30 protein-coding genes are annotated in these 23,452 nt (G+C 32.2%); 7 read left to right on the forward strand and 23 right to left on the reverse strand.

Going from position 1 to position 23,452, the window contains the following annotated elements; genetic code table 11:
* Window positions 1-6 precede the first annotated feature (6 nt).
* From rplF to rpsL, 20 genes are all read right to left on the reverse strand, one after another.
* Complete coding sequence (gene rplF, locus NHF47_RS15705; protein WP_140996203.1) at window positions 7-549, reverse strand: 50S ribosomal protein L6; 543 nt, start codon at window positions 547-549, stop codon at window positions 7-9.
* Window positions 550-565: 16 nt separating this feature from the next.
* A complete protein-coding gene (gene rpsH, locus NHF47_RS15710; RefSeq protein WP_140996204.1) occupies window positions 566-964 on the reverse strand; it encodes a 30S ribosomal protein S8 in 399 nt (132 codons plus the stop codon).
* Between the two features lie 104 nt (window positions 965-1,068).
* Window positions 1,069-1,338, reverse strand: coding sequence for a 30S ribosomal protein S14 (gene rpsN, locus NHF47_RS15715; RefSeq protein WP_130734248.1), 270 nt, complete (start codon window positions 1,336-1,338; stop codon window positions 1,069-1,071).
* Between the two features lie 3 nt (window positions 1,339-1,341).
* Window positions 1,342-1,893 (reverse strand): 50S ribosomal protein L5, encoded by a 552-nt coding sequence (gene rplE / locus NHF47_RS15720; protein ID WP_140996205.1) that lies wholly within the window; start codon window positions 1,891-1,893, stop codon window positions 1,342-1,344.
* A 2-nt stretch (window positions 1,894-1,895) separates the two neighbouring features.
* Window positions 1,896-2,210, reverse strand: coding sequence for a 50S ribosomal protein L24 (gene rplX / locus NHF47_RS15725; RefSeq protein ID WP_140996480.1), 315 nt, complete (start codon window positions 2,208-2,210; stop codon window positions 1,896-1,898).
* Window positions 2,211-2,221: 11 nt separating this feature from the next.
* Entirely contained in the window at window positions 2,222-2,590 is a 369-nt protein-coding gene (gene rplN, locus NHF47_RS15730) for a 50S ribosomal protein L14 (protein WP_007803649.1), read from the reverse strand.
* A gap of 2 nt (window positions 2,591-2,592) precedes the next feature.
* A complete protein-coding gene (rpsQ, locus tag NHF47_RS15735; protein WP_109568503.1) occupies window positions 2,593-2,850 on the reverse strand; it encodes a 30S ribosomal protein S17 in 258 nt (85 codons plus the stop codon).
* 17 nt (window positions 2,851-2,867) lie between these two features.
* Complete coding sequence (rpmC, locus tag NHF47_RS15740) at window positions 2,868-3,059, reverse strand: 50S ribosomal protein L29 (RefSeq protein ID WP_140996206.1); 192 nt, start codon at window positions 3,057-3,059, stop codon at window positions 2,868-2,870.
* A 12-nt stretch (window positions 3,060-3,071) separates the two neighbouring features.
* On the reverse strand, window positions 3,072-3,491 hold the full coding sequence (gene rplP / locus NHF47_RS15745) for a 50S ribosomal protein L16 (RefSeq protein WP_045968424.1): 420 nt from the start codon (window positions 3,489-3,491) through the stop codon (window positions 3,072-3,074).
* A 19-nt stretch (window positions 3,492-3,510) separates the two neighbouring features.
* Complete coding sequence (rpsC, locus tag NHF47_RS15750; RefSeq protein WP_252765822.1) at window positions 3,511-4,239, reverse strand: 30S ribosomal protein S3; 729 nt, start codon at window positions 4,237-4,239, stop codon at window positions 3,511-3,513.
* 8 nt (window positions 4,240-4,247) lie between these two features.
* Window positions 4,248-4,658 carry a 50S ribosomal protein L22 gene (rplV, locus tag NHF47_RS15755; RefSeq protein WP_140996208.1) on the reverse strand — a complete coding sequence of 137 codons (411 nt, stop codon included), beginning with the start codon at window positions 4,656-4,658 and terminating at the stop codon, window positions 4,248-4,250.
* 9 nt (window positions 4,659-4,667) lie between these two features.
* On the reverse strand, window positions 4,668-4,946 hold the full coding sequence (rpsS, locus tag NHF47_RS15760; protein ID WP_045968430.1) for a 30S ribosomal protein S19: 279 nt from the start codon (window positions 4,944-4,946) through the stop codon (window positions 4,668-4,670).
* A gap of 10 nt (window positions 4,947-4,956) precedes the next feature.
* Window positions 4,957-5,781, reverse strand: coding sequence for a 50S ribosomal protein L2 (gene rplB, locus NHF47_RS15765; protein WP_140996209.1), 825 nt, complete (start codon window positions 5,779-5,781; stop codon window positions 4,957-4,959).
* 6 nt (window positions 5,782-5,787) lie between these two features.
* On the reverse strand, window positions 5,788-6,078 hold the full coding sequence (gene rplW, locus NHF47_RS15770) for a 50S ribosomal protein L23 (protein WP_252765823.1): 291 nt from the start codon (window positions 6,076-6,078) through the stop codon (window positions 5,788-5,790).
* Between the two features lie 8 nt (window positions 6,079-6,086).
* Window positions 6,087-6,716 (reverse strand): 50S ribosomal protein L4, encoded by a 630-nt coding sequence (rplD, locus tag NHF47_RS15775; protein ID WP_252765824.1) that lies wholly within the window; start codon window positions 6,714-6,716, stop codon window positions 6,087-6,089.
* A complete protein-coding gene (gene rplC / locus NHF47_RS15780; protein WP_252765825.1) occupies window positions 6,716-7,333 on the reverse strand; it encodes a 50S ribosomal protein L3 in 618 nt (205 codons plus the stop codon). Before rplC ends, rplD begins: the two co-directional genes overlap by 1 nt.
* Before the next feature lie 230 nt (window positions 7,334-7,563).
* Complete coding sequence (gene rpsJ, locus NHF47_RS15785) at window positions 7,564-7,869, reverse strand: 30S ribosomal protein S10 (RefSeq protein ID WP_045968439.1); 306 nt, start codon at window positions 7,867-7,869, stop codon at window positions 7,564-7,566.
* 11 nt (window positions 7,870-7,880) lie between these two features.
* On the reverse strand, window positions 7,881-10,037 hold the full coding sequence (gene fusA, locus NHF47_RS15790; RefSeq protein ID WP_140996212.1) for an elongation factor G: 2,157 nt from the start codon (window positions 10,035-10,037) through the stop codon (window positions 7,881-7,883).
* A gap of 17 nt (window positions 10,038-10,054) precedes the next feature.
* Window positions 10,055-10,531 carry a 30S ribosomal protein S7 gene (gene rpsG, locus NHF47_RS15795; RefSeq protein ID WP_140996213.1) on the reverse strand — a complete coding sequence of 159 codons (477 nt, stop codon included), beginning with the start codon at window positions 10,529-10,531 and terminating at the stop codon, window positions 10,055-10,057.
* 23 nt (window positions 10,532-10,554) lie between these two features.
* On the reverse strand, window positions 10,555-10,962 hold the full coding sequence (gene rpsL / locus NHF47_RS15800; protein WP_045968445.1) for a 30S ribosomal protein S12: 408 nt from the start codon (window positions 10,960-10,962) through the stop codon (window positions 10,555-10,557).
* 248 nt (window positions 10,963-11,210) lie between these two features.
* Here rpsL and NHF47_RS15805 point away from each other — a divergent pair, with 248 nt between their 5' ends.
* From NHF47_RS15805 to rlmB, 4 genes are all read left to right on the forward strand, one after another.
* A complete protein-coding gene (locus NHF47_RS15805) occupies window positions 11,211-12,872 on the forward strand; it encodes a hypothetical protein (protein ID WP_252765826.1) in 1,662 nt (553 codons plus the stop codon).
* A 95-nt stretch (window positions 12,873-12,967) separates the two neighbouring features.
* Window positions 12,968-16,210: a SusC/RagA family TonB-linked outer membrane protein gene (locus NHF47_RS15810; protein ID WP_252765827.1), complete on the forward strand. Its 3,243-nt coding sequence runs from the start codon at window positions 12,968-12,970 to the stop codon at window positions 16,208-16,210.
* Between the two features lie 12 nt (window positions 16,211-16,222).
* Complete coding sequence (locus NHF47_RS15815) at window positions 16,223-17,641, forward strand: SusD/RagB family nutrient-binding outer membrane lipoprotein (RefSeq protein WP_252765828.1); 1,419 nt, start codon at window positions 16,223-16,225, stop codon at window positions 17,639-17,641.
* A 63-nt stretch (window positions 17,642-17,704) separates the two neighbouring features.
* Entirely contained in the window at window positions 17,705-18,442 is a 738-nt protein-coding gene (rlmB, locus tag NHF47_RS15820; protein ID WP_252765829.1) for a 23S rRNA (guanosine(2251)-2'-O)-methyltransferase RlmB, read from the forward strand.
* Window positions 18,443-18,496: 54 nt separating this feature from the next.
* Here the strand turns inward: rlmB and NHF47_RS15825 are convergent, their stop codons facing one another.
* On the reverse strand, window positions 18,497-19,255 hold the full coding sequence (locus NHF47_RS15825) for a rhomboid family intramembrane serine protease (RefSeq protein WP_252765830.1): 759 nt from the start codon (window positions 19,253-19,255) through the stop codon (window positions 18,497-18,499).
* A 147-nt stretch (window positions 19,256-19,402) separates the two neighbouring features.
* Between NHF47_RS15825 and NHF47_RS15830 the strand changes: the two genes are divergently transcribed.
* The 3 genes from NHF47_RS15830 to NHF47_RS15840 all read left to right on the forward strand — a co-directional run bounded on the left by NHF47_RS15830 (window position 19,403) and on the right by NHF47_RS15840 (window position 21,903).
* Complete coding sequence (locus NHF47_RS15830) at window positions 19,403-19,966, forward strand: Crp/Fnr family transcriptional regulator (protein ID WP_252765831.1); 564 nt, start codon at window positions 19,403-19,405, stop codon at window positions 19,964-19,966.
* A gap of 83 nt (window positions 19,967-20,049) precedes the next feature.
* Complete coding sequence (yiaA, locus tag NHF47_RS15835; protein WP_252765832.1) at window positions 20,050-20,532, forward strand: inner membrane protein YiaA; 483 nt, start codon at window positions 20,050-20,052, stop codon at window positions 20,530-20,532.
* Between the two features lie 93 nt (window positions 20,533-20,625).
* Window positions 20,626-21,903 (forward strand): replication-associated recombination protein A, encoded by a 1,278-nt coding sequence (locus tag NHF47_RS15840; protein ID WP_252765833.1) that lies wholly within the window; start codon window positions 20,626-20,628, stop codon window positions 21,901-21,903.
* 90 nt (window positions 21,904-21,993) lie between these two features.
* Here NHF47_RS15840 and NHF47_RS15845 read toward each other — a convergent pair whose 3' ends face one another.
* Both NHF47_RS15845 and NHF47_RS15850 read right to left on the reverse strand, forming a co-directional pair.
* Window positions 21,994-22,728, reverse strand: coding sequence for a hypothetical protein (locus tag NHF47_RS15845; protein ID WP_252765834.1), 735 nt, complete (start codon window positions 22,726-22,728; stop codon window positions 21,994-21,996).
* A 2-nt stretch (window positions 22,729-22,730) separates the two neighbouring features.
* Window positions 22,731-23,420 (reverse strand): YjjG family noncanonical pyrimidine nucleotidase, encoded by a 690-nt coding sequence (locus tag NHF47_RS15850; protein WP_252765835.1) that lies wholly within the window; start codon window positions 23,418-23,420, stop codon window positions 22,731-22,733.
* Between the last annotated feature and the right edge of the window lie 32 nt (window positions 23,421-23,452).

The raw sequence follows: 23,452 nt of genomic DNA on the forward strand, positions 1-23,452 counted from the left end.
TAATTTTTAAGCTGATTTTCCTGCTTTTCTTCTTAATACTTCACCTACAAACTTAATTCCTTTTCCTTTATAAGGTTCTGGTTTACGGAAAGCTCTGATTTTAGCAGATACTTGACCTAATAATTGTTTGTCAAATGATGATAATTTTACTATTGGATTTTTACCTTTTTCAGATATAGTTTCAACGGTAACTTCTGGAACAATCTCCATAACTATGTTGTGAGAAAAACCTACAGCTAAATCAAGTTTTTGACCTTGATTAGAAGCTCTATATCCAACTCCAACTAGTTCTAATTGTTTTGTAAAACCTTCTGAAACTCCTACAATCATATTGTTTATAAGAGCACGATAAAGTCCATGTTTCGCTCTTTCATTCTTTTGATCTGATGAACGCTCAACGATAACTTGGTTATCTTCAACTTTCACTGTAACATCAGAAAATTCCTGAGAAAGCTCGCCTAATTTTCCTTTTACTGTAATTACAGCATCTTTAACCTCTACGGTTACTCCTGCTGGAATTGCAACTGGATTTTTACCTATTCTTGACATTCTTTCGTCTTTATTATTAATATACGTAACAAATTACTTCCCCACCAACATTAAGCTGTTTAGCTTGTTTACCTGTCATAACACCTTTAGAAGTTGAAACAATAGCAACACCTAAACCGTTTAAAATTCTTGGTAACTTAGTTGAGCCAGCATATTTACGTAAACCTGGTTTACTAATTCTTTGGATATCTTTAATAACAGACTCTTTAGTCTCTTTATCATATTTAAGTGCAATTTTAATAGTTCCTTGAACTGAACTATCATCAAATTTGTAACTTAAAATATATCCTTGATCGAATAAAATTTTTGTGATTTCTTTTTTCAATTTAGAAGCTGGAATCTCAACAATTTTGTGATTCGCTCTAACAGCATTTCTAATTCTCGTAAGAAAATCTGCAATTGGATCTGTATACATATGTATAAATTTGCGGTTACGGTTTTCATAGGGTACTCACCAAATGAACCTTTAACCAATTAAAATTATTTTTTGGATTGCAAAAGTATAAAATAATTGCGATATTACCAAGAAGCTTTTTTAACTCCTGGAATTAATCCTTGATTTGCCATTTCACGGAAAGTTACACGTGAAATACCAAATTGACGCATATACCCTCTTGGTCTTCCAGTTAACTTACAACGATTGTGTAAACGAACAGGAGAAGCGTTTTTAGGTAATTTTTGTAATGCTTCATAATCTCCAGCTTCTTTCAAAGCTTTTCTTTTTTCTGCATATTTAGCTACTAAAGCTTCTCTTTTCGCCTCACGGGCTTTCATTGATTCTTTTGCCATGTCTTAATTCTTTTTAAAAGGTAAACCTAGTTCTGACAATAATGATTTTGCTTCTTTATCTGTGTTTGCAGAAGTAACAAAAGTAATATCGAAACCAGCAATTTTATTTACTTTATCAATATCAATTTCTGGGAAAATGATTTGCTCTAAAACTCCTAAGTTATAATTACCTCTACCATCAAAACCAGTTGATTTAATTCCACCAAAATCTCTTACACGAGGTAAAGAAGAAGTAATCAATCTATCTAAGAACTCATACATTCTTTCTCCTCTTAAAGTTACTTTAGCACCAATAGGCATACCTTTTCTTAATTTAAAAGACGCAACGTCTTTTTTAGAAATTGTAGCTACTGCTTTTTGACCTGTAATTTTTGTTATTTCTTCTACTGCATAATCAACTAATTTCTTATCAGAAACTGCAGCACCAACTCCACGGCTTACAATAATTTTTTCAAGTTTTGGAACTTGCATAACATTTTTGTAACCGAACTCTTCAGTAAGAGCAGAGATTACTCTACTCTTATATTCTTCTTTTAATCTAGGTATATAAGCCATTACTATAATACTTGATTAGATTTTTTTGAAACTCTTACTTTCTTATCTCCTTCAACTTTAAAACCTACCTTAGTAACTGATTTTGATTTTGGATCAATTAAAGATAAATTAGAAATATGAATAGGAGCTTCTTTCTTAACGATACCACCTTGAGGATTTTTTGCACTTGGCTTTGTGTGTTTAGAAACCATGTTCACTCCTTCAACTACCGCTTTATTTTTGTCACGGATTACACGTAACACAGTACCTTCTGAACCTTTGTGGTCACCAGCAATCACTTTTACTACGTCTCCTGATTTAATTTTTAGCTTTGTCATCATTTTTAGAATTAAAGCACCTCTGGTGCTAATGATACAATTTTCATGAATTGTTTTTCACGAAGTTCTCTTGCAACCGGACCAAAAACACGAGTACCTCTCATTTCACCTGCAGCGTTTAACAATACACATGCGTTATCGTCAAAACGGATATAAGATCCATCAGCTCTTCTCACTTCTTTTTTAGTACGTACAACAACTGCAGTTGAAACAGCACCTTTTTTCACGTTTCCGTTAGGTGTTGCATCTTTTATTGAAACTACAATCTTATCTCCAACAGAGGCATAACGACGTTTCGTCCCTCCTAAAACACGAATAGTTAAAACTTCTTTAGCTCCCGTGTTATCTGCTACTTTTAATCTTGATTCTTGTTGTACCATGGTTACTTAGCTCTTTCAATGATTTCAACTAATCTCCAACATTTAGATTTACTTAAAGGTCTTGTTTCCATGATCCTTACTGTATCACCAATGTTACAGTCATTTGTTTCGTCGTGTGCAACATATTTTTTTGTCTTTAACACGAACTTACCGTATAAAGGGTGTTTTACTTTTCTTGTTTCAGAAACAACAATAGATTTCTCCATTTTGTTACTAGTAACAACACCAACTCTTTCTTTTCTTAAATTTCTTTTTTCCATCTTTCAGCAGAATACAATTATTGTAACTCTCTTTTAGTTAATTCAGTTGCAACTCTAGCAACTGCTCTTCTAATAGTTCTTATTTGAAGAGGATTTTCGATTGGAGAAATAGTATGAGCTGCTTTTAATTCAGCATACTTTCTCTTTAACTCACTAAGTTTTTGTTGTAACTCAGCTGCAGATAGATTATTTATTTCTGATTGTTTCATAATATTTTTTGATTATGCTTCGAAATCTCTAGCAACGACAAACTTAGTTTTAACTGGAAGTTTTTGCGCAGCAAGACGTAACGCCTCTTTTGCAACAGATAGAGGCACTCCTCCAACTTCAAACATGATTCTTCCAGGTTTTACAACTGCAGCCCAATATTCAACTGCACCTTTACCTTTACCCATACGTACTTCAAGAGGTTTCTTGGTGATTGGCTTATCTGGAAAAATTTTAATCCATAATTGCCCCTCTCTTTTCATAAAACGTGTTGCCGCAATACGAGCTGCTTCAATTTGACGTGATGTGATAAAAGTTGAGTCTAAAGATTTTATTCCAAACATACCATTAGAAAGTTCATGTCCTCTTTGAGAAACACCTTTCATTTTACCTTTCTGTACCTTGCGGTATTTTGTTCTTTTAGGCTGTAACATTTTTCTTTAATTTAAAAAATTACTTTCTTTTGCGTGAATTAGCATTCGGTTTACCTTTTCCAGTAGATCCTGTAGATTTAGATTTTTGTTTATCCATACCTACTAACGGAGAAAGATCTCTTTTTCCATAAACCTCACCTTTCATTATCCATACTTTGATTCCCATTCTACCATATGTAGTATGAGCTTCAGCTAATGCATAATCAATATCAGCTCTGAAAGTTGACAAAGGAATTCTACCATCTTTAAAACCTTCTGAACGAGCCATTTCAGCTCCATTCAAACGACCAGAAATTAAAACTTTAATTCCTTCAGCATTCATCCTCATAGCAGCCGCAATAGCCATTTTGATAGCTCTTCTGTAAGAAATTCTGCTTTCGATTTGACGCGCAATACTGTTTGCCACTAAATACGCATCAATCTCAGGTCTTTTGATTTCAAAGATATTGATTTGGATTTCTTTGTCAGTAATTTTCTTAAGCTCTTCTTTTAACTTGTCTACCTCTTGTCCACCTTTACCGATAATAATACCAGGTCTAGCAGTAGTGATAGTAACGGTTACAAGTTTTAAAGTTCTCTCAATAATTACTTTAGATACACTAGCTTTTGATAAACGCGCATGGATATACTTTCTGATTTTAAAATCTTCAGCGATTTTATCACCATAATCATTTCCTCCATACCAGTTTGAGTCCCATCCTCTGATGATACCAAGTCTATTTCCGATTGGATTTGTCTTTTGTCCCATACTGTTTATTAATTGCTTTGTGTGTTATTATTTGAACCCAACACGATAGTTACGTGATTTGAGCGTTTTCTAATTCTGTGTGCTCGACCTTGAGGTGCTGGACGCAATCTTTTTAACATCATTCCACCATCTACTCTGATCTCCTTAACAAATAAGCCTGCTTCTTCAACACTAGTTTCTGTATTTTTCTGCTCATAATTATTGATAGCAGACAATAATAACTTCTCTAATTTTCTTGAAGCTTCTTTACTATTAAATCTTAATATATTAAGAGCTAATTCTACTTTCTGACCTCTAACTAAATCTGCTACAATGCGCATTTTTCTTGGCGAAGTAGGGCAGTTATTTAATTTAGCAAAAGCTACTTGCGTTTTTGCTTCTTTAATCTGCTCTGCTCTTTCTCTTTTACGAACTCCCATAGCTTCTTATTATTTTTTACCTTTATTTTTTGCACCAGCATGACCTCTAAAAGATCTCGTTGGCGAAAATTCCCCTAATTTATGTCCTACCATGTTTTCTGTAACGTAAACTGGTACAAATTGACGACCATTATGCACTGCGATAGTTTGACCAACAAAATCTGGAGTAATCATAGAAGCTCTTGACCAAGTTTTGATAACAGCTTTATTATCTTTCTCTATATTTTCTTGAACTTTTTTCTCTAATTTATAGTGAACATAAGGTCCTTTTTTTAATGAACGTGCCATGTTTATCTAATTATTTCTTTCTACGTTCTACAATATACTTATTACTTGGGTTAACTTTAGAACGAGTTCTATAACCCTTAGCAGGTAAACCTTTTCTTGAACGAGGGTGACCTCCTGACGAACGGCCTTCACCACCTCCCATTGGGTGATCAACAGGGTTCATTGCAACAGGTCTTGTTCTAGGTCTTCTACCTAACCATCTTGATCTACCAGCCTTACCTGAAACAACCAATTGATGATCAGAATTTGATACAGCTCCAATCGTAGCTGAACAAGTCAACAAGATTAATCTTGTTTCACCTGAAGGCATTTTAATTGTAGCATACTTACCATCTCTTGCCATTAATTGTGCAAAAGTACCTGCAGAACGAGCAATAACAGCTCCTTGACCTGGTCTTAATTCGATACATGAAATAACTGTACCTAAAGGAATTTTACTTAAAGGCAATGTGTTTCCAATTTCAGGAGACGCATCTGGACCAGAAACTACAGTTTGTCCAACTTGTAAACCATTCTGAGCAATTACATAAGTTTTAGCTCCATCAGCATAAGCCAATAAAGATATAAAAGCAGAACGATTTGGATCGTATTCGATTGTTTTAACTACAGCAGGAACTCCCACTTTAGTTCTTTTAAAATCAATAATACGATACTTTTGTTTATGACCACCACCAATGTAGCGCATGGTCATTTTTCCTTGACTATTTCTACCTCCTGAGTTTTTTTTCGGAGCAAGTAATGAACGCTCCGGCTTATCAGTTGTAATAGTGTCAAAGCTATTCACAACTCTAAAACGCTGACCCGGGGTAATAGGTTTTAATTTTCTAACTGACATTTTCTATTAGATATTATTATAAAAATCTATTGTTTCTCCTTCTTGAACTTGAACAACTGCTTTTTTGTAAGCATTTGTTTTTCCACTGATTAAACCACTTTTAGTGTATTTAACCGATCTATCAGCTCTGTAATTCATTGTATTTACACCAACCACATTCACACCATAAGCAGCTTCAACTGCATTTTTGATTTGAATTTTATTAGCTTTTTTATCTACTACAAAACCAAAACGGTTAAAAACTTCACCATCTTTAGTTATTTTTTCAGTTATAATAGGCTTAATAATGATACTCATAACCTTTCTTATTTACTTAAATTATCTTCTATTCCGCTTAAAGCTCCCTCTAAAACAACTAAACTATTAGCGTTTAATATACTGTAAGTGCTTAATTCTGAAGAAGTTACTACTGAAGACGTCTTTAAATTTCGTGACGACAAATATACATTTTTATTTGAATCACCCAACACAAATAAAGATTTTTTATTATCTAACCCTAAAGCTTTCAATACGTTAATGAAATTTTTAGTGTTTGGTGTTTCAAATGTAAAATCTTCCAGAACTATTAAACTAGACTCTTTTGCTTTTAATGAAAGCGCAGATTTTCTAGCCAATCTCTTCAAATTTTTATTCAATTTGAAAGAATAACTTCTAGGTCTAGGTCCAAAAACTGTTCCCCCACCTTTAAACAATGGATTCTTTGCACTACCTGCACGAGCAGTACCAGTCCCTTTTTGTTTTTTAATTTTACGAGTACTTCCAGCTACTTCAGCTCTTTCTTTTGATTTGTGAGTACCTTGTCTTTGATTAGCAAGATATTGTTTCACATCAAGATATACAGCATGATTGTTTGGCTCTATTGCGAATACTGAATCAGAAAGTTGAACTTTTCTTCCAGTATCTTTTCCGTTGAAATCTAATACTTTTACTTCCATTATTTCTGAATGATTACATAAGAGTTTTTATGTCCTGGAACACATCCTTTAACTACTAAAAGATTTTTATCAGCAACAACTTTTAAAACTTTAAGATTTTGAACTGTAACATTCTCACCACCCATTCTTCCAGCCATTCTCATGCCTTTGAATACTCTAGATGGATAAGAAGAAGCACCAACAGATCCTGGAGCTCTTAAACGGTTATGCTGACCGTGAGTTGATTGACCAACACCACCAAAACCGTGACGCTTCACAACCCCTTGAAAGCCTTTCCCTTTAGAAACACCTTGAACATCTACAAATTCCCCTTCGTTGAATAAATCAACTGTAAGAACTTCACCTAATTTGTGTTCTTCTTCAAAAAACTTGAATTCAACAACTTTCTTCTTAGCAACAGTACCCGCTTTTTTGAAGTGACCTTCTTCAGCTTTTACTGAATGCTTTTCAGTTTTGTCATCGAAACCAAGTTGAAGAGCACTATACCCGTCAACCTCATTGGTTCTGACTTGGGTAATAACACATGGACCAGCTTCAATAACAGTACAAGGAATATTTTTCCCGTTTTCGTCAAAGATACTAGTCATGCCAATTTTTCTTCCGATTAACCCAGACATATAAAACTAATTAATTAATTAAACTATTTTTAATACTTATACATATAATATATATGCACATCCTCTTTTTGAGGGTGCAAATATATAATTATTTTTTAATTATCGCAAAAATAATTAGTTACCTATTTTTTTTAAAAAAAAGGCCTTTATTTTCTTCATGAAAAAAACCGTAGTACTCACATACTAACGGTTTTTCATATTATTTATACTGTTAAATGACAGTAAAAAAACTATACTTTTATCTCTACTTCAACTCCACTAGGTAATTCTAACTTCATTAAAGCATCAATAGTTTTAGAAGAAGAGCTATAAATATCCAACAATCTCTTGTACGAACTTAATTCAAATTGCTCTCTAGACTTCTTATTAACGTGTGGTGAACGTAAAACAGTAAAGATTTTTTTATTAGTAGGTAATGGAATAGGCCCAGTAACTACAGCTCCTGTACTTTTTACAGTCTTAACGATTTTTTCAGCAGATTTATCTACTAAATTATGATCGTATGATTTTAATTTTATTCTGATTTTTTGACTCATTTTCTTAAAAATTAAGCGTTACCTTTTGCTTTTTTGATTACCTCTTCTGAAATATTAGATGGAGTTTCAGCATAGTGAGAAAATTCCATAGTAGAAGTAGCTCTACCTGACGATAATGTTCTCAAAGTTGTAACATATCCAAACATTTCTGATAAAGGAACATCCGCTTTAATAGTTTTTGCTCCTGATCTATCTCCCATGTTATTAACTTGACCTCTTCTTCTGTTCAAGTCACCAACAATATCACCCATATTTTCTTCTGGAGTAATAACCTCAATTTTCATAATTGGCTCTAAGATTACAGCACCAGCAGCTTTAGCCACTTCTTTATAACCTAATTTAGCAGCCAATTCGAATGATAAAGCATCAGAATCCACAGGGTGGAAAGACCCATCCAATAAAGTAACTTTTAAACTATCCACAGCATAACCTGCTAACGGACCTGTTTTCATTGCTTCTCTAAATCCTTTTTCAACAGCAGGTATATATTCTTTAGGAACGTTACCACCTTTAACTTCGTTGATAAATTGTAATCCCATTGCTGGCTTACCATCCACATCATCAGCAGGCTCTAATCTGAAAACAATATCTCCAAATTTACCACGTCCACCAGATTGCTTTTTATAAACCTCTCTATGTTGAGCAGACTTAGTAAATGCTTCTTTATACTCTACTTGAGGCTCACCTTGGTTTACTTCCACTTTAAATTCACGTTTCATACGATCCACCAAGATATCTAAGTGAAGCTCACCCATACCAGAAATAATAGTTTGACCTGAAGCTTCATCTGTTCTAACAGTAAAGGTTGGATCTTCCTCAGCTAATTTTGCCAAAGCCATACCCATTTTATCAACATCTGCTTTAGTTTTTGGCTCAATAGCAATACCAATTACTGGATCAGGGAATTTCATTGACTCAAGGATGATTGGGTGTTTTTCATCACACATTGTATCTCCAGTCTTGATATCTTTAAATCCAACAGCAGCACCAATATCTCCAGCTTCAATAAATTCAATTGGATTTTGCTTATTAGCATGCATTTGATAAATACGAGAAATACGTTCTTTATTACCTGAACGAGTATTTAAAATATACGAACCAGCATCTAATCTTCCTGAATAAGCACGGAAGAATGCTAAACGACCTACATAAGGATCTGTAGCAATTTTAAATGCAAGAGCAGCAAAAGGCTCTTTTGGATCAGGACGACGTAATATTTTCTTTTGATCTTCTTCTAATAAATCAGCATCATCAGGATGAATTCCTTCAATACCTTCTTTATCTAAAGGAGATGGTAAATATTTACAAACTGCATCTAACATGAATTGAACTCCTTTATTTTTAAAAGAAGAACCAGCAATCATAGGAATAATAGCCATATCAATAGTAGCAGCGCGTAATGCTGTATTGATTTCTTCTTCTGTTATAGAGTTTTCATCTTCCATATATTTATCAAGAAGATTTTCATCATAAGTTGCAATCTCCTCAATAAGGATAGAACGATATTTTTTAACATCATCCACCATATCAGCAGGAATATCAATAATATCAAAAGTAGCTCCTTGAGTTTCATCATGCCATACAATAGCTTGATTTTTAACTAAATCAACCACTCCTTTGAAATCACTCTCTTCTCCAATTGGCAATGTAATTGCAACTGCATTTGATTTCAACATTTCTTTCACTTGTTGACATACTGCTAAAAAGTTAGATCCTTGACGGTCCATCTTATTAACAAATCCCATACGAGGAACTCTATATTGATCCGCTAATCTCCAGTTAGTTTCAGATTGTGGCTCAACACCATCAACTGCACTAAATAAAAATACCAATCCATCTAAAACACGTAATGATCTGTTTACCTCTACAGTAAAATCAACGTGACCAGGAGTGTCGATAATATTAAAGTGATACGCTTGTGATTCTGGCAACAATTTTCCTTGTTGAGTTGGAAAATTCCACTCACATGTTGTTGCTGCAGAAGTAATAGTAATACCTCTTTCTTGTTCTTGAGCCATCCAGTCCATTGTAGCAGCACCATCGTGCACTTCTCCAATTTTATGCGACTTTCCAGTATAAAAAAGAATACGCTCAGTTGTTGTTGTTTTACCAGCATCAATATGAGCCGCAATTCCTATATTTCTTGTAAATTTTAAATCTCTAGCCATTTCTTTTGTTTTATGAATTAAAATCTAAAGTGAGAGAAAGCTTTATTAGCCTCTGCCATTTTATGAGTATCCATTCTTTTCTTAACAGCAGCACCTTCTTCTTTAGCAGCAGCTAAAATTTCAGAAGCCAACTTGTTAGCCATTGATTTTTCATTTCTTCTTCTTGCATATAAAATCATCCATTTCATAGAATAAGATATCTTTCTATCTGGACGAATTTGCATAGGAATTTGGAAAGTAGCTCCACCCACTCTTCTTGAGCGAACTTCCACATGAGGCATAACATTAGTTAATGCATCTTTCCATATTTCTAAAGCAGTTTTCTCTGCATCTTGCTTTTTAGCCTCTACGATATCTAATGCATCATAAAACACTTTAAAAGCTGTTGATTTTTTACCATCCCACATTAAGTTGTTTACAAAACGTGTCACTAACTGATCATTAAATTTTGGATCTGGTAAAAGAGGTCTTTTTTTGGCCTGTCTTTTTCTCATGTCTTTTCTTTAAAAGATTTAAATTACTTTTTCTTTCCAGTTGTTGCTGCAGCTTGTCCTGGTTTTGGACGTTTTGCTCCATACTTAGATCTACGTTGTGTTCTACCTGCTACTCCAGCAGTATCTAATGCACCACGAACGATGTGGTAACGTACACCTGGTAAATCTTTTACTCTTCCACCTCTAACTAATACTATCGAGTGCTCTTGTAAATTATGTCCTTCTCCAGGGATGTAAGCATTTACTTCATTACCATTTGTTAAACGAACACGGGCAACTTTACGCATTGCCGAGTTTGGTTTTTTTGGTGTTGTAGTATAAACACGCGTACAAACCCCTCTTCTTTGAGGACAAGAATCTAAAGCAGCCGATTTACTCTTCTTAGTTATTTTGGCTCTTCCAGTTCTTACTAATTGTTGAATTGTTGGCATAATTGTTTATAATAATTACTTATAATTTAACTCCCTAACACTATTTAGGGGGTGCAAATGTAATTATTATTTTTTACAAAACAAATCTAAATTGTTTATTTTCAAGTGAATTAATTTTTTCTTAACCCTAATCAAACATCTAATCAACCTTTTACACCACACTTACTTACAATCTAAACCACAATAACCCAAAAACCCAAATAGTTTAAATTAAAATTTATTGCTCATTTTTACGTTACTTTACCATCATGAAATTCATTTGTTCCATATTATTCATTTTAGCTAGTTTACAAATTCAAGGACAATCCTTTCTCCTAGTTATAAACGGCACTTCCAATAAAGAACAAAAACTAATAGACAGTATTGGTTATCAAAAAAACCATGACAAAGTAAGCTCTATTTTAAATGAAGTTAAAACTCTTGATTATTTATTATACAAATCAGGATATATTAACCACTACATAATTGAGCAAAAGAAAACAAATGACAGCACTTTTAATTATACCTACTTTCTAGGAAATCCAATTTTAAACACCAAAATCACAACCACTCAAACTAATCAAAGTGTTAAAGAAATTTTATCAATACCCAAAGACACCATTAATATGCCATTTTCGGAAACAGAAATATGGATAAAAAGTCAACTTCAAATTCTAGAAAAAAAAGGGTTCTCACAAGCCAATATACAGCTCATCAATCAAAAAATAAGCAATTCATATTTATATTGTGAATTGAATATTAATTTAGGACAATATAGAAAGACAGATGAAATCATAATATTAGGATATGAAAAATTTCCAAAAAACATACACCATCAATTAAATAAAAGCGTAAAAAACAAAACCTTCAACCAAGAACTTGTAAAAAAAGTAAACAACAACGTAAACAATTTATCATTCATCACCCAAGTAAAATATCCTGAAATATTATTTACTAAAGATAAAACAAACATATTTGCTTATGTAAACAAATCAAAACCTAATAAATTTGATGGTTTCATCGGATTCTCCAATACTGATCAAAACAAACTTGTTTTCAATGGCTACTTAGACTTACAACTTATAAACACCCTAAATTATGGTGAAAAATTTAAACTCTTTTGGAAAAACAATGGAGAAAATCAAACTCAATTTGACCTAAAAACTGAAATTCCATATCTATTTAAAACACCACTAGGAATAAAAACTGAATTGAATATATTTAAACAAGACAGTACTTTTCAGAACACTAAAATAGACACTAATATTGGATATCATTTTTCATTTAGTCAAAAAATATTCCTTGGTTACCAAAAAACATCTTCTATTGACATCCAAAACAACAACATACAAAATATAAAAAACTTTACCAACCAATTTTACACCTTATCATTTGAATACCTAAAAAATAATTTCTATCATTATTTATTACCAGAAAAAACTAATTTATTAATAAAATTTGGTTACGGCCAAAGAAAAGATATTCAAAACAAAAACGATCAATTTTTTACACATTTAGAAATCAATCATCTATTTGAAATTAATTCAAAAAATCAAATTTTACTTAAAAATCATTCATTTTATCTAAAAAGCAAAGATTATTTAACAAACGAATTATATCGTTTTGGAGGAATTAATTCGATTAGAGGATTTAGAGAAAACACTCTTCAAGCCAACTTAACTTCTGGATTTTTCACAGAATACAGATATAATTTAACCAACAATTTAATTGTTCACTCCATACTAGACTATGCTTATATGGAAGACAAAACCATCTCTAAAACCAACAAACTTTTAGGCTTTGGGATTGGCTTTGAGCTCTTAAGTGAAAATGGATTATTCCATTTTATTTACGCAAACGGTTCTACTAACAACGAAACCATTAAACTTTCAAATTCAATAATTCAAATTAGTTTTAAAACAAATTTTTAAGATAAGTAATGTTAAATGTTAAAAAAAGATTAAATAATATTAGGATTACAAACTTTTTTTTTTGAATTTTGGGCAACTAATTCAAATTAACATATATGAGATCTAAATTTAACGTATTACTAACCGTATTAGTAGTGATGTTAGGGCAAATGATTTTTGCTCAAGTAAAAACTGTTTCGGGAACAGTTGTAGATCAAAACGGACTTCCGTTACCAAGTGTAGCCATCCAAGAGAAAGGCTCAGGTAATGGTACACAAACCGATTTTGATGGTAATTTTAAAATTGATGTAAGACAAGGTTCTACACTTGTTTTTAGTTATGTGAGCATGAAGACTCAAGAAGTAGTTGTAAACTCAACTACAATAAGAGTAACCATGGAAGAAGACGTAACAACATTAGAAGGTGTCGTTGTTACTGCTTTAGGTATCAAAAGAGAGAAAAAAGCTCTTGGATATGCTACTCAAGAAGTAAAAGGTGAAGATGTTGCTGACACTCCAGTAACCAATTTCGCTGACGCATTATCAGGTGAAGTTGCAGGTTTAGATATTCAATCATCTGGTAATATGGGAGGTTCTTCAAACATTATCATTAGAGGTTACAACTCTATTACAGGATCCAATCAAGCATTAATTGTAATTGACGGTACTCCTGTTAACAATGACACTGGAAATAGTGGCAATCAAAGAACTGGTCGTGGTGGATACGATTATGGTAATGCTGCAATGGATATCAATCCAGATGACATTGAATCTTTAAACGTATTAAAAGGTGCTGCTGCAACAGCATTATACGGTTCTAGAGCAAGTAATGGTGCCATCATTATTACCACTAAAAAAGGTAAAAAAGGTAAAGGTATTGGAGTAAGTTTCTCCAGCTCAATTACTGCTGGTACAGTAGATAAAGAAACATTACCAAAGTACCAAGATAAGTATGGTGCTGGTTATGGCCCTTATTACGATGACCCAAGTGGTTACTTTAGCTATTTTGATATCAATGGAGATAGCGTTGACGATTTGGTTGTACCTTTTACAGAAGATGCATCTTATGGAGCAGCTTTTGATCCAAACTTAAATGTTTATCAATGGAATTCTATTTATCCTGAATTACCTGGATATTTACAAGCAACTCCATGGGTAGCAGCAAAAAACACTCCTAACTCTGTATTCCAAACTGCATTAACATATACAAATTCAGTTTCTTTTGGAAAAAGTACAGATCAAGGTGATTTTAGAATTGGTTTTACAAACAAAATCCAAAATGGTGTAATGCCAAACAGTGAACTTAAAAGAAACACTCTAACTTTTGCAGGTTCGCACAATTTTACTGATAAGTTAAAAGGTTCTATAGATTTCTCTTACATTAATAATAGTGGAAAAGGAAGAAATGGTACAGGTTATGACTCTAGAAATCCAATGCAAGCATTCCGTGAATGGTTCCAAACGAATGTTGACATTCAAGAACAAAAAGATGCTTTTTTCAGTACTGGACAAAATATCACTTGGAACGTAAATTCATATGATAACAGAACTCCAATTTATACTGATAACGTTTATTGGACATTATACAAAAACTTCCAAAATGACAAAAGAGATCGTTATGTAGGAAACTTCACTTTAAATCAAGAAGTTACAAAATGGTTTAGCTTAATGGGACGTTTTGCATTTGATTCTTATTCAGAAATAAGAGAAGAGAGAATCGAAGTAGGATCTGTAGATGTATCATCTTATGCAGTTTCTAATAGAAAAATATCTGAAGTTAACTATGATTTATTTGGTACTTTCAACCATAGTTTTTCAGAAGACTTTAGTATTGACGGATTAGTTGGTCTTAATATACGTGTTAACAAAGCTAACATTCTTACAGTTGGAACTAATGGAGGTTTAGTTACACCAGGATTATTTACACTTTCGAACAGTGCTAACCCATTAACTTCATCAGACTATGCTAAAGTAGACTATACTAAAAAAGTCGACGGTGTTTTTGCTAAAGCTGGTTTTGGATATAAAGGAACATACTATTTAGACGCAACAATTCGTAGAGATAGATCTTCTGCTCTTCCGATAGACAATAACGTTTATTACTACCCATCTGTATCCTCAAGTATTGTGTTTTCAAATATCGTTAAGCAAGATTGGTTAAATTTTGGTAAAATTAGAGCTAACTATGCAGAAGTAGGTAATGATACAGATCCTTACAATGTATTTAATACCTATGTAGTTAATCCAGGTTTTGGTGGCGCAGCAAGTGCTTCTAACCCATCAACGTTTAATAATCCAAACCTAAAACCAGAAAAAACTAAAGATATTGAGTTAGGTATGGAAATGCAATTATTCAACAATAGATTTGGATTTGACTTTTCTTACTATAACAGAAAAACTATTGATTTAATTACACCATTAACAGTTTCTCCAAGTTCAGGTGCAACTAACTTATTCTTGAATGCAGGAGATATCGAAAATAAAGGTATTGAATTCATTGTTAACGGTACTCCAGTTAAAACAGACAACTTCTCATGGGACATCAAAGTTAACTTTGCTCAAAACAGAAGTGAAGTAGTTAAATTAGCTGCTGGAACAGAATATATTCCATTAGCAGCTGTACAAGGAGGTATTTCATTAGGAGCTACATTAGGCGAACCTTTTGGAGTTATTAGAGGTAGTGATTATGTATATGTAAATGGGCAACCATTAGTATATACATCTGCTGATGCACCATCAGGTTCATGGGTAGGTAAATATGCAAGAACTAGTTCAACAAATAACGTTATTGGTAACATTAACCCTGATTGGACAGGAGGTGTTAAAAACATTCTTAAATACAAAAACTTCAACTTTAGTTTCTTAATTGACATTCAAAAAGGTGGAGATGTATTCTCACTTGATACTTGGTATGGTTATGCAACTGGTCTTTATGACTTTACTGCTGGCACTAACCATTTAGGCAATCCAGTTCGTGACCCTCTTTCTGCTGGTGGAGGTGTAATTTTACCAGGAGTTAATGCAAACGGTGACACTAACACAACCGTAGCAGATGCTACAACTTATGTTAACCCATGGGGATACGCAAGAACTCCAAATGCTGCTCACGTTTACGATGCTTCATTCGTAAAATTAAGAGAAGTTACTTTTGGATATAAACTTCCAAGTAAAATTTCAGAAAGTTTAATGTTACAAAACTTAACTTTCTCAATTATAGGAAGAAATTTATGGATTATTGACAAAAACACTCCATATTCTGACCCTGAAGCTGGTTTAAGTGCAGGAAATATTCAAGGATATCAATCTGGGGCTTATCCTGCTGTTAGAGAGATTGGTGCTAGCTTAAAATTAGAATTCTAATACAAAAAAACTATGAAAAAATACTTAATTTTATTATCATCAGTACTAGTAATCAGCTGTGCATCTGATGAAAGATATGAAGATTTAAACAGAGACCCAAATAATCCTACGCAGGTATCTGCCGATGCATTATTTACAGCTTCTGCAAAGAGTCTTTTTGATCAAATGGAAAGTACTAACGTAAACACAAATGTTTACCGTTTATTCGCTCAGTACTGGACAGAAACCACTTATATTGACGAATCTAATTATGATTTAAATACAAGAAACATTCCTGCAAGTCATTTTTCTGAAATGTACAGAGATGTTTTATATGATTTAAAAGATGCAAAATTAAAAGCAGATACAGATAACAAGAAAGCTATGATTTCTGTTTTAGAAGTTTACACTTGGCAGCAATTAGTAGACACCTTTGGAAACATTCCATATTCTGAAGGTTTAAAAGGATCAGAGTCTCCTACACCTGTTTACGATGATGCACAAACTATTTATGAAGATTTATTTGGAAGAATTAATGAGGCAATAGGAATGTTCTCAGTTTCAGGAGCTTCAGGATTTTCATCAGCAGATATTATCTATGGTGGTGATATTAATCAATGGATTAAATTTGCTAACTCTGTTAAATTAAAATTAGCTATGAGGGTTGCTGATGTTCCTGCATTAAGCACTTTAGCTCAAACTAATGCTGTTGCAGCAGTAACTGCAGGTGTATTTACATCTAATGCAGACAACGCTACAATTGCATATGAAACTTCACCTCCTAATACAAATCCGTTATGGGTAGATTTAGTACAAAGTGGAAGAAGTGATTTTGTTATTGCTAATACGATTGTAGATTACATGAACACTTTATCAGATCCAAGAAGAGCATTTTACTTTGATGACAATTTAGGAGCTGGTACTTATGTTGGAGGTCCTTATGGAGACAACAATTCATTCCCAAGTTATACTCACATTGGACCAATGATTCAAGAGCCAGACTTTAGAGGTGTGATTTTAGATTATGCAGAAGTTGAATTCCTTTTAGCTGAAGCCGTAGAAAGAGGTTATGCTGTAGGAGGTACTGCTGAAACTCACTACAACAATGGTATAACAGCTTCTATGGAAGATTGGGGTGTTGCTTCTGGTGATATCACAACTTATTTAGCAAACCCTGCTGTTGCTTATTCTACTGCAACAGGGACTTGGAGAGAAAAAATTGGTTTCCAATTCTGGTTAGCTATGTATAACAGAGGTTTTGAAGGATGGTGTATTTACAGAAAGTACGATGCTCCAGTAATGAATACTGCTGCAGTATCTTTACTTCCAGTACCAAAACGTTACACTTACCCATTAAGTGAGCAAACATTAAATTTAACAAATTACACCGCAGCAGCTAGTGCTATTGGTGGTGATGAATTAGCTACACCTATTTTCTGGGATGTTAACTAATTATCTCTTATAATTAAATTAAACCACCTCTAATGAGGTGGTTTTTTTTTATACATTTGCATCATGGAAAAAGAGAATCAAATATTTGGAATTAGAGCAATCATTGAGGCAATTCAAGCTAAAAAAGAAATTGATAAAGTATTCATACAGAAAGAAAATCAAGGTGAATTAATGCTAGAGTTGATGAAAACATTGAAAAAAAACAATGTCAATTTTTCATATGTTCCCGTAGAAAAACTAAATCGTTTAACACCAAAGAATCATCAAGGTGCTGTAGCAACAATTTCACCTGTTTCATTTTATGATTTAGAAACTTTAATTACAAGTACTATTGAGTCAGAAAAAAAACCTCTTTTCCTTATATTGGATCAGTTATCTGATGCTAGAAATTTTGGAGCAATTATTCGAACTGCAGAATGTACAGGTGTGCATGGTATTATTATTCAAAAACAAGGCTCAGCTCCTGTGAATGGTGACACAGTTAAAACAAGTGCAGGTGCGGTTTTTAATGTTCCTATTTGTAAAGTAGAACACATCAAAGATGCGATTTACTTTCTTCAAGCAAGTGGCATTCAAACAGTAGCAGCTACCGAAAAGACTGACAATACCATTTATGATATTAATTTCACAGAACCAACTGCCATAATAATGGGAAGTGAGGATAGAGGTGTAAATCCTTCAGTCTTAAAAATTGTAGATCATAAAGCAAAATTACCAATGTATGGAACTATAGAGTCATTAAATGTTTCTGTAGCCTGTGGAGCATTTCTTTACGAAACAGTTAGACAACGTTTAATTTAATTATTATACTGTAGAATAGAACAATAAAAAGTAGCTATTTCTAATTAGAAATAGCTACTTTTTATGTATACCTATAAAATCATAAATTACTTTTAAAGAAGAAGTAAAATAATCTTTAATAGTCTCTTCTGGTTTAGGTGTTGGATTAAAATTACCTTTTTCATCAAAATTCTTCATAAAAGAATCCTGATTAGGATCAAAACCAGGTTGCTCCCACTCGTAAATAACCGGTTTACCAAATTGAGGTGTTTTAATTAAAAGCGCAAAGAAAAGTCCGGTAACAAAACCACTCAGATGACCTTCCCAAGAAATCCCTTTTTCAATATTTGGGAACATATACCAAAACATTCCTCCATATAAAAGTACTACTACAAATGATACGGCCATTAAACGATAATATTTTGTGAAAATTCCTTTAAAAAAAATAAAGCTTACTAAAACATAAATTAAACCACTGGCTCCAATGTGGTAACTCGACCTACCTAACAACCAAGTACCCAAACCTGAAAATACAATTCCAAAAACGATAATCTTTAGAGTTTGATTCCTATAAAAAAATCGCAAAAAAGACAACAATACAAATAAAGCTAGCGAATTATTTATCAAATGGGAAAGATTGCCATGTAATGCCCAACTTAAAAAAATCCCTTTTATACCAAAATTTTCTCTAGGATAAATACCATAATGATGAAAGTTTATATGGAATTTGGTTTCAATCCAAAATACAACCCATAAAAAAAGAACAAATATAAAAGGCAAAAGAATTACCGAATTAGTAAACTTAAATTGATACTCTGTAATAATTCTTTTCATAAAGTTGTAATTCTTAATTCTTATTCAATTCAAATATAACACCAAAAGAAAAAAACCGCAATATTGTCATAAAAACATGCTTTCTGTCATGTAATTATCATGAATTTTTAACGCTATAAAAATTGATAAAATGCTTATTTTTAAAACATGGAAAGATTACGAAAAATAATAGAAGAAAAAATAGATATTTCAGAAAGTGATTGGGAAATTATTTTATCAAAGCTTCAATACCAAGAAATTAAAAAAAAAGATTTTCTTACTTCAACAAGTGCAATTGAAAACAAAGTTTATTTTATTTTAGAAGGAGTTTTCCGATTATTTATAGAGTTACCTGAAAAAGACGTTACTATAGATTTTGGTTTCCCAAATAAATTTTTAAGTAGTTATTCCTCTTTTCTAATGCAACAACCTAGTGTTTCTTGTATTCAAAGTTTAACCACTTCAAAAGTAATTTTTATCGCAAGAAATGATTTATATGACATTTACAAAGAAACTACTGCTGGAGAAGCTATTGGTAGATTATTTGCCGAAGAATTTTTCAGATATAAATCAAAAAGAGAATTGAGTTTCATGATGGAGTCACCCACTGAACGCTATTTAAATCTAGTAAAAGAACAACCTCAATTAATACTTAAAATTCCACAAAAATATGTAGCTTCCTATATTGGGATTACACCACAGGCATTAAGCAGAATTAGAGGAAAAATTTAAAATGAATTTAATTTATTAACCCAAGTTCATTGTTTCAAATACACTAACTGACTTTCTTTGTCCTATACTTTAAATAAAAAATTATGGAAACAAATCAATTTAATTATTCCGAAAAAGAAACTCAAAAAATAAAGGAAAAATCACTAGAAAATGCAAACACATACAAACCTACTACTGCTTTCATAGGTGCTTCATGGATAGCACTTATAACAGGAATGGTTTCCTATTGTATTGGTCTTTGGAATGCTGAAATGCAACTAAATGAAAAAGGATACTATTTTAGCATCTTATTATTTGGCCTTTTTTCAGTGATTTCTGTACAAAAATCGGTTAGAGATCGTTTAGAAGGAATACCTGTAACCGACATGTATTATGGCATTAGTTGGTTCACAACCATCACTTCAATATTACTTTTAATTATAGGCCTATGGAATGCAACACTTTTGTTGAGTGAAAAAGGATTTTATGGGATGTCTTTTTTATTAAGTTTATTTGCAGCGATTACAGTTCAGAAAAACACAAGAGATATGTTAATTAGTTCTAAAATAGATAAAGACTCCAATTAATTTATAAATTCCAACTGTTAAATAAATTAGAGGTTGAATTAAATTTCAACCTCTTTTCTTTTTACAAAATTCTAAAAAATGTAATTTTACAGTATGGAAGCACCACTAGCAGAACGCATTCGCCCACAACAATTAAGTGAATATATAAGCCAATTACATTTAGTTGGAGAACAAGGTTCATTGACCCAACAAATAAGCAAGGGTATCATACCCAGTCTTATCCTTTGGGGGCCACCTGGAACTGGAAAGACAACATTAGCACAAATCATGGCACAGGAAAGCAAACGTCCTTTTTACCAATTAAGCGCCATACATTCGGGGGTTAAAGACATAAGGGAAGTAATAGACAAAGCCAAACATAGTGGTGGTTTATTTACCTCTAAAAACCCTATTTTATTTATTGATGAGATTCATCGCTTTAGTAAATCACAGCAAGATTCTTTACTCGCTGCTGTAGAAAAAGGTTGGGTTACTTTAATTGGTGCAACTACAGAAAACCCAAGTTTTGAAGTTATTCCTGCATTACTATCTAGATGTCAAGTGTATATTTTAAATGCTTTTACTAAAGAAGATTTAGAAGCATTACTAAAGCGCGCCATAAGTATTGATGCACAATTAAAAAATAAAACAATAGAGTTAAAAGAAACGGAGGCTTTGATACGATTATCTGGTGGTGATGGCAGAAAATTATTAAACATCTTTGAACTAGTTGTAAATGCATCTGAAACAAATAATATTGTTATAACTAATGACAAAGTTTCCCATTTAGTCCAAAAAAACACAGTCCTCTATGATAAAACTGGAGAACAACATTATGATATAGTTTCTGCTTTTATTAAATCTATTCGAGGAAGTGATCCTAATGGAGCTGTATATTGGCTTGCTAGAATGATAGAAGGTGGTGAAGACGTGAAATTTATTGCCCGAAGAATGCTTATCTTAGCCAGTGAAGATATTGGTAATGCAAACCCCACAGCACTAATAATGGCAAACAACACTTTTCAAGCTGTTACAACTATTGGTTATCCAGAAAGTAGAATAATTTTAAGCCAATGCGCCATTTATTTAGCAACTTCAGCTAAAAGCAATGCAAGTTATATGGCGATTAATAAAGCGCAACAAATAGTAAAGCAAACTGGTGATTTATCTGTTCCATTACATTTAAGAAACGCACCAACTAAACTAATGAAAGAATTAGGTTATGGAGAAGAATACAAATACTCTCATGATTTCCCTAATAATTTTGCAAACCAAGAATTTCTTCCTCAAGAAATAATTGAGACTAAATTTTTTGAACCTGGCGAGAATAGTCGAGAAAAAGAATTAAGAATATTCCTTAAAAATAGATGGAAAGACAAATATGATTACTAACAACAATAGTACTTTTAAAAAAAATGATTCTGATTTATATAAAAAAAGTAGGCAATAAGTCCTACATTTTTTATATAAGTTCGTTTATTTCTAAAATTTAACTTCCACTTTTTCGATAACAAGTTTCCCTTTTTTGTAAAATTCATAGTTCCAAACTCCTTCTTTTTTATAAAAAATACCAGCATCCATCATACCTCTTTCAGCCAAATATAAATCAGGGATTGTTGTTCTATTCAATTCAAATATAACATTTGGAACAGCATTAACTAATTTATAACCTGTATCAGTAGGTAAAGCATACAAAATATTTTTATTCCCTAATTCTGTACCTGTTGGAATTAAATCTTCTAAAACACTCGGTTTTTCAATAATAATCTCAGTATCAGAAGATTTATCATTAGCTGGCATCTCAAAAGAATTTATTTTACCTTTAAGTGAAGTTAATGCAGTACGAAAGGATTGATTATACGCTTTTTCATAGCTTTTTTCTCTACTACTACCCTCTTCACTTACAAGTAACACTTCGTTTCTACAATCTCTAATATTGATGGCTACCTTAGTAACAAACATCGATTTATTTACAACAGCAGTTACATATAATGCCAAGCATCGATTTTTCAACAATTCATCTGGTAAGGTATCCGTATCATAAAAAACGGTAAAACCTTCGGTTTCAAAAAAAGATTTAGTTAAAGCATTTAGATTATATTGATTGGATTCTTTAAAAAACGAAAACTGTTCAGGAACAATAACATATTTATATTTCTCTTTAGCAATACTAAAAAAAGAAACAAAAAGAGTTGCAATAAGTAATAATCTTTTCATAATTATAAAAGTTTTTTAAGTTCGACTAATCGGTTTATTTGGGGAATATTTTTATTAATTTTTATATTCTTTTCATTAAAAAAAATAGCATCAATTCCAAAATCTAGCGCACCTTTAATATCTGCCTCTATACTATCACCAATCATTACACTATCTTGTTTAGTTGCTTTTGCTAGTGATAAAGCATATTCAAAAATGGTTGGGTGCGGTTTTTTAACACCTGCTAATTCAGAATTAGTAATTGTACTAAAGTAGTGAAAAATATTGGCATTTTTCATTTTTTTATCTTGAACATAATGAAATCCATTGGTTACAATATGTAAATGATATTTAGGCTTTAAATATTCTAAAATTTCAATAGTACCCTCAAAAAGATGATTGCTGTTAGGTAAGAGTTCAATATATTCTTCAGAAATTTGATTTACTAATTCTTTTGCAATTGGAGTATTTAAAATTTCGAAAACATCATTCAAGCGTCTGAATCTCAAATCTTCTTGGGAAATTTGATTTATCTGATAAAGTGACCAATAATATTGATTCTTAGGAATATAATGTTCTAAAAAATCTTGTAAACTAAATCCAAAATCATACTTTTTTAAAATAATATCAAATGCAACTTCTGAGTTTTTATCAAAATCCCAAAGTGTGTGATCTAAATCAAAAAAAAGATGTTTTTTATTTTTAAAAATCATATTTCAGTAAGGTGTTATTCAATTTTTATTTA

The organism is Flavobacterium sp. NRK F7 (assembly GCF_024054195.1).
GTDB lineage: Bacteria > Bacteroidota > Bacteroidia > Flavobacteriales > Flavobacteriaceae > Flavobacterium.

Excerpts from the sequence above, each read along its gene's own strand:
- rplF (WP_140996203.1), bottom strand. The coding sequence starts at position 549 with ATGTCAAGAATAGGTAAAAATCCAGTTGCAATTCCAGCAGGAGTAACC.
- rpsH (WP_140996204.1), bottom strand. The coding sequence starts at position 964 with ATGTATACAGATCCAATTGCAGATTTTCTTACGAGAATTAGAAATGCT.
- rpsN (WP_130734248.1), bottom strand. The coding sequence starts at position 1,338 with ATGGCAAAAGAATCAATGAAAGCCCGTGAGGCGAAAAGAGAAGCTTTA.
- rplE (WP_140996205.1), bottom strand. The coding sequence starts at position 1,893 with ATGGCTTATATACCTAGATTAAAAGAAGAATATAAGAGTAGAGTAATC.
- rplX (WP_140996480.1), bottom strand. The coding sequence starts at position 2,210 with ATGACAAAGCTAAAAATTAAATCAGGAGACGTAGTAAAAGTGATTGCT.
- rplN (WP_007803649.1), bottom strand. The coding sequence starts at position 2,590 with ATGGTACAACAAGAATCAAGATTAAAAGTAGCAGATAACACGGGAGCT.
- rpsQ (WP_109568503.1), bottom strand. The coding sequence starts at position 2,850 with ATGGAAAAAAGAAATTTAAGAAAAGAAAGAGTTGGTGTTGTTACTAGT.
- rpmC (WP_140996206.1), bottom strand. The coding sequence starts at position 3,059 with ATGAAACAATCAGAAATAAATAATCTATCTGCAGCTGAGTTACAACAA.
- rplP (WP_045968424.1), bottom strand. The coding sequence starts at position 3,491 with ATGTTACAGCCTAAAAGAACAAAATACCGCAAGGTACAGAAAGGTAAA.
- rpsC (WP_252765822.1), bottom strand. The coding sequence starts at position 4,239 with ATGGGACAAAAGACAAATCCAATCGGAAATAGACTTGGTATCATCAGA.
- rplV (WP_140996208.1), bottom strand. The coding sequence starts at position 4,658 with ATGGGAGTTCGTAAAAGAGAAAGAGCAGAGCAGATTAAAGAAGCAAAA.
- rpsS (WP_045968430.1), bottom strand. The coding sequence starts at position 4,946 with ATGGCACGTTCATTAAAAAAAGGACCTTATGTTCACTATAAATTAGAG.
- rplB (WP_140996209.1), bottom strand. The coding sequence starts at position 5,781 with ATGTCAGTTAGAAAATTAAAACCTATTACCCCGGGTCAGCGTTTTAGA.
- rplW (WP_252765823.1), bottom strand. The coding sequence starts at position 6,078 with ATGAGTATCATTATTAAGCCTATTATAACTGAAAAAATAACTAAAGAT.
- rplD (WP_252765824.1), bottom strand. The coding sequence starts at position 6,716 with ATGGAAGTAAAAGTATTAGATTTCAACGGAAAAGATACTGGAAGAAAA.
- rplC (WP_252765825.1), bottom strand. The coding sequence starts at position 7,333 with ATGTCTGGGTTAATCGGAAGAAAAATTGGCATGACTAGTATCTTTGAC.
- rpsJ (WP_045968439.1), bottom strand. The coding sequence starts at position 7,869 with ATGAGTCAAAAAATCAGAATAAAATTAAAATCATACGATCATAATTTA.
- fusA (WP_140996212.1), bottom strand. The coding sequence starts at position 10,037 with ATGGCTAGAGATTTAAAATTTACAAGAAATATAGGAATTGCGGCTCAT.
- rpsG (WP_140996213.1), bottom strand. The coding sequence starts at position 10,531 with ATGAGAAAAAGACAGGCCAAAAAAAGACCTCTTTTACCAGATCCAAAA.
- rpsL (WP_045968445.1), bottom strand. The coding sequence starts at position 10,962 with ATGCCAACAATTCAACAATTAGTAAGAACTGGAAGAGCCAAAATAACT.
- NHF47_RS15805 (WP_252765826.1), top strand. The coding sequence starts at position 11,211 with ATGAAATTCATTTGTTCCATATTATTCATTTTAGCTAGTTTACAAATT.
- NHF47_RS15810 (WP_252765827.1), top strand. The coding sequence starts at position 12,968 with ATGAGATCTAAATTTAACGTATTACTAACCGTATTAGTAGTGATGTTA.
- NHF47_RS15815 (WP_252765828.1), top strand. The coding sequence starts at position 16,223 with ATGAAAAAATACTTAATTTTATTATCATCAGTACTAGTAATCAGCTGT.
- rlmB (WP_252765829.1), top strand. The coding sequence starts at position 17,705 with ATGGAAAAAGAGAATCAAATATTTGGAATTAGAGCAATCATTGAGGCA.
- NHF47_RS15825 (WP_252765830.1), bottom strand. The coding sequence starts at position 19,255 with ATGAAAAGAATTATTACAGAGTATCAATTTAAGTTTACTAATTCGGTA.
- NHF47_RS15830 (WP_252765831.1), top strand. The coding sequence starts at position 19,403 with ATGGAAAGATTACGAAAAATAATAGAAGAAAAAATAGATATTTCAGAA.
- yiaA (WP_252765832.1), top strand. The coding sequence starts at position 20,050 with ATGGAAACAAATCAATTTAATTATTCCGAAAAAGAAACTCAAAAAATA.
- NHF47_RS15840 (WP_252765833.1), top strand. The coding sequence starts at position 20,626 with ATGGAAGCACCACTAGCAGAACGCATTCGCCCACAACAATTAAGTGAA.
- NHF47_RS15845 (WP_252765834.1), bottom strand. The coding sequence starts at position 22,728 with ATGAAAAGATTATTACTTATTGCAACTCTTTTTGTTTCTTTTTTTAGT.
- NHF47_RS15850 (WP_252765835.1), bottom strand. The coding sequence starts at position 23,420 with ATGATTTTTAAAAATAAAAAACATCTTTTTTTTGATTTAGATCACACA.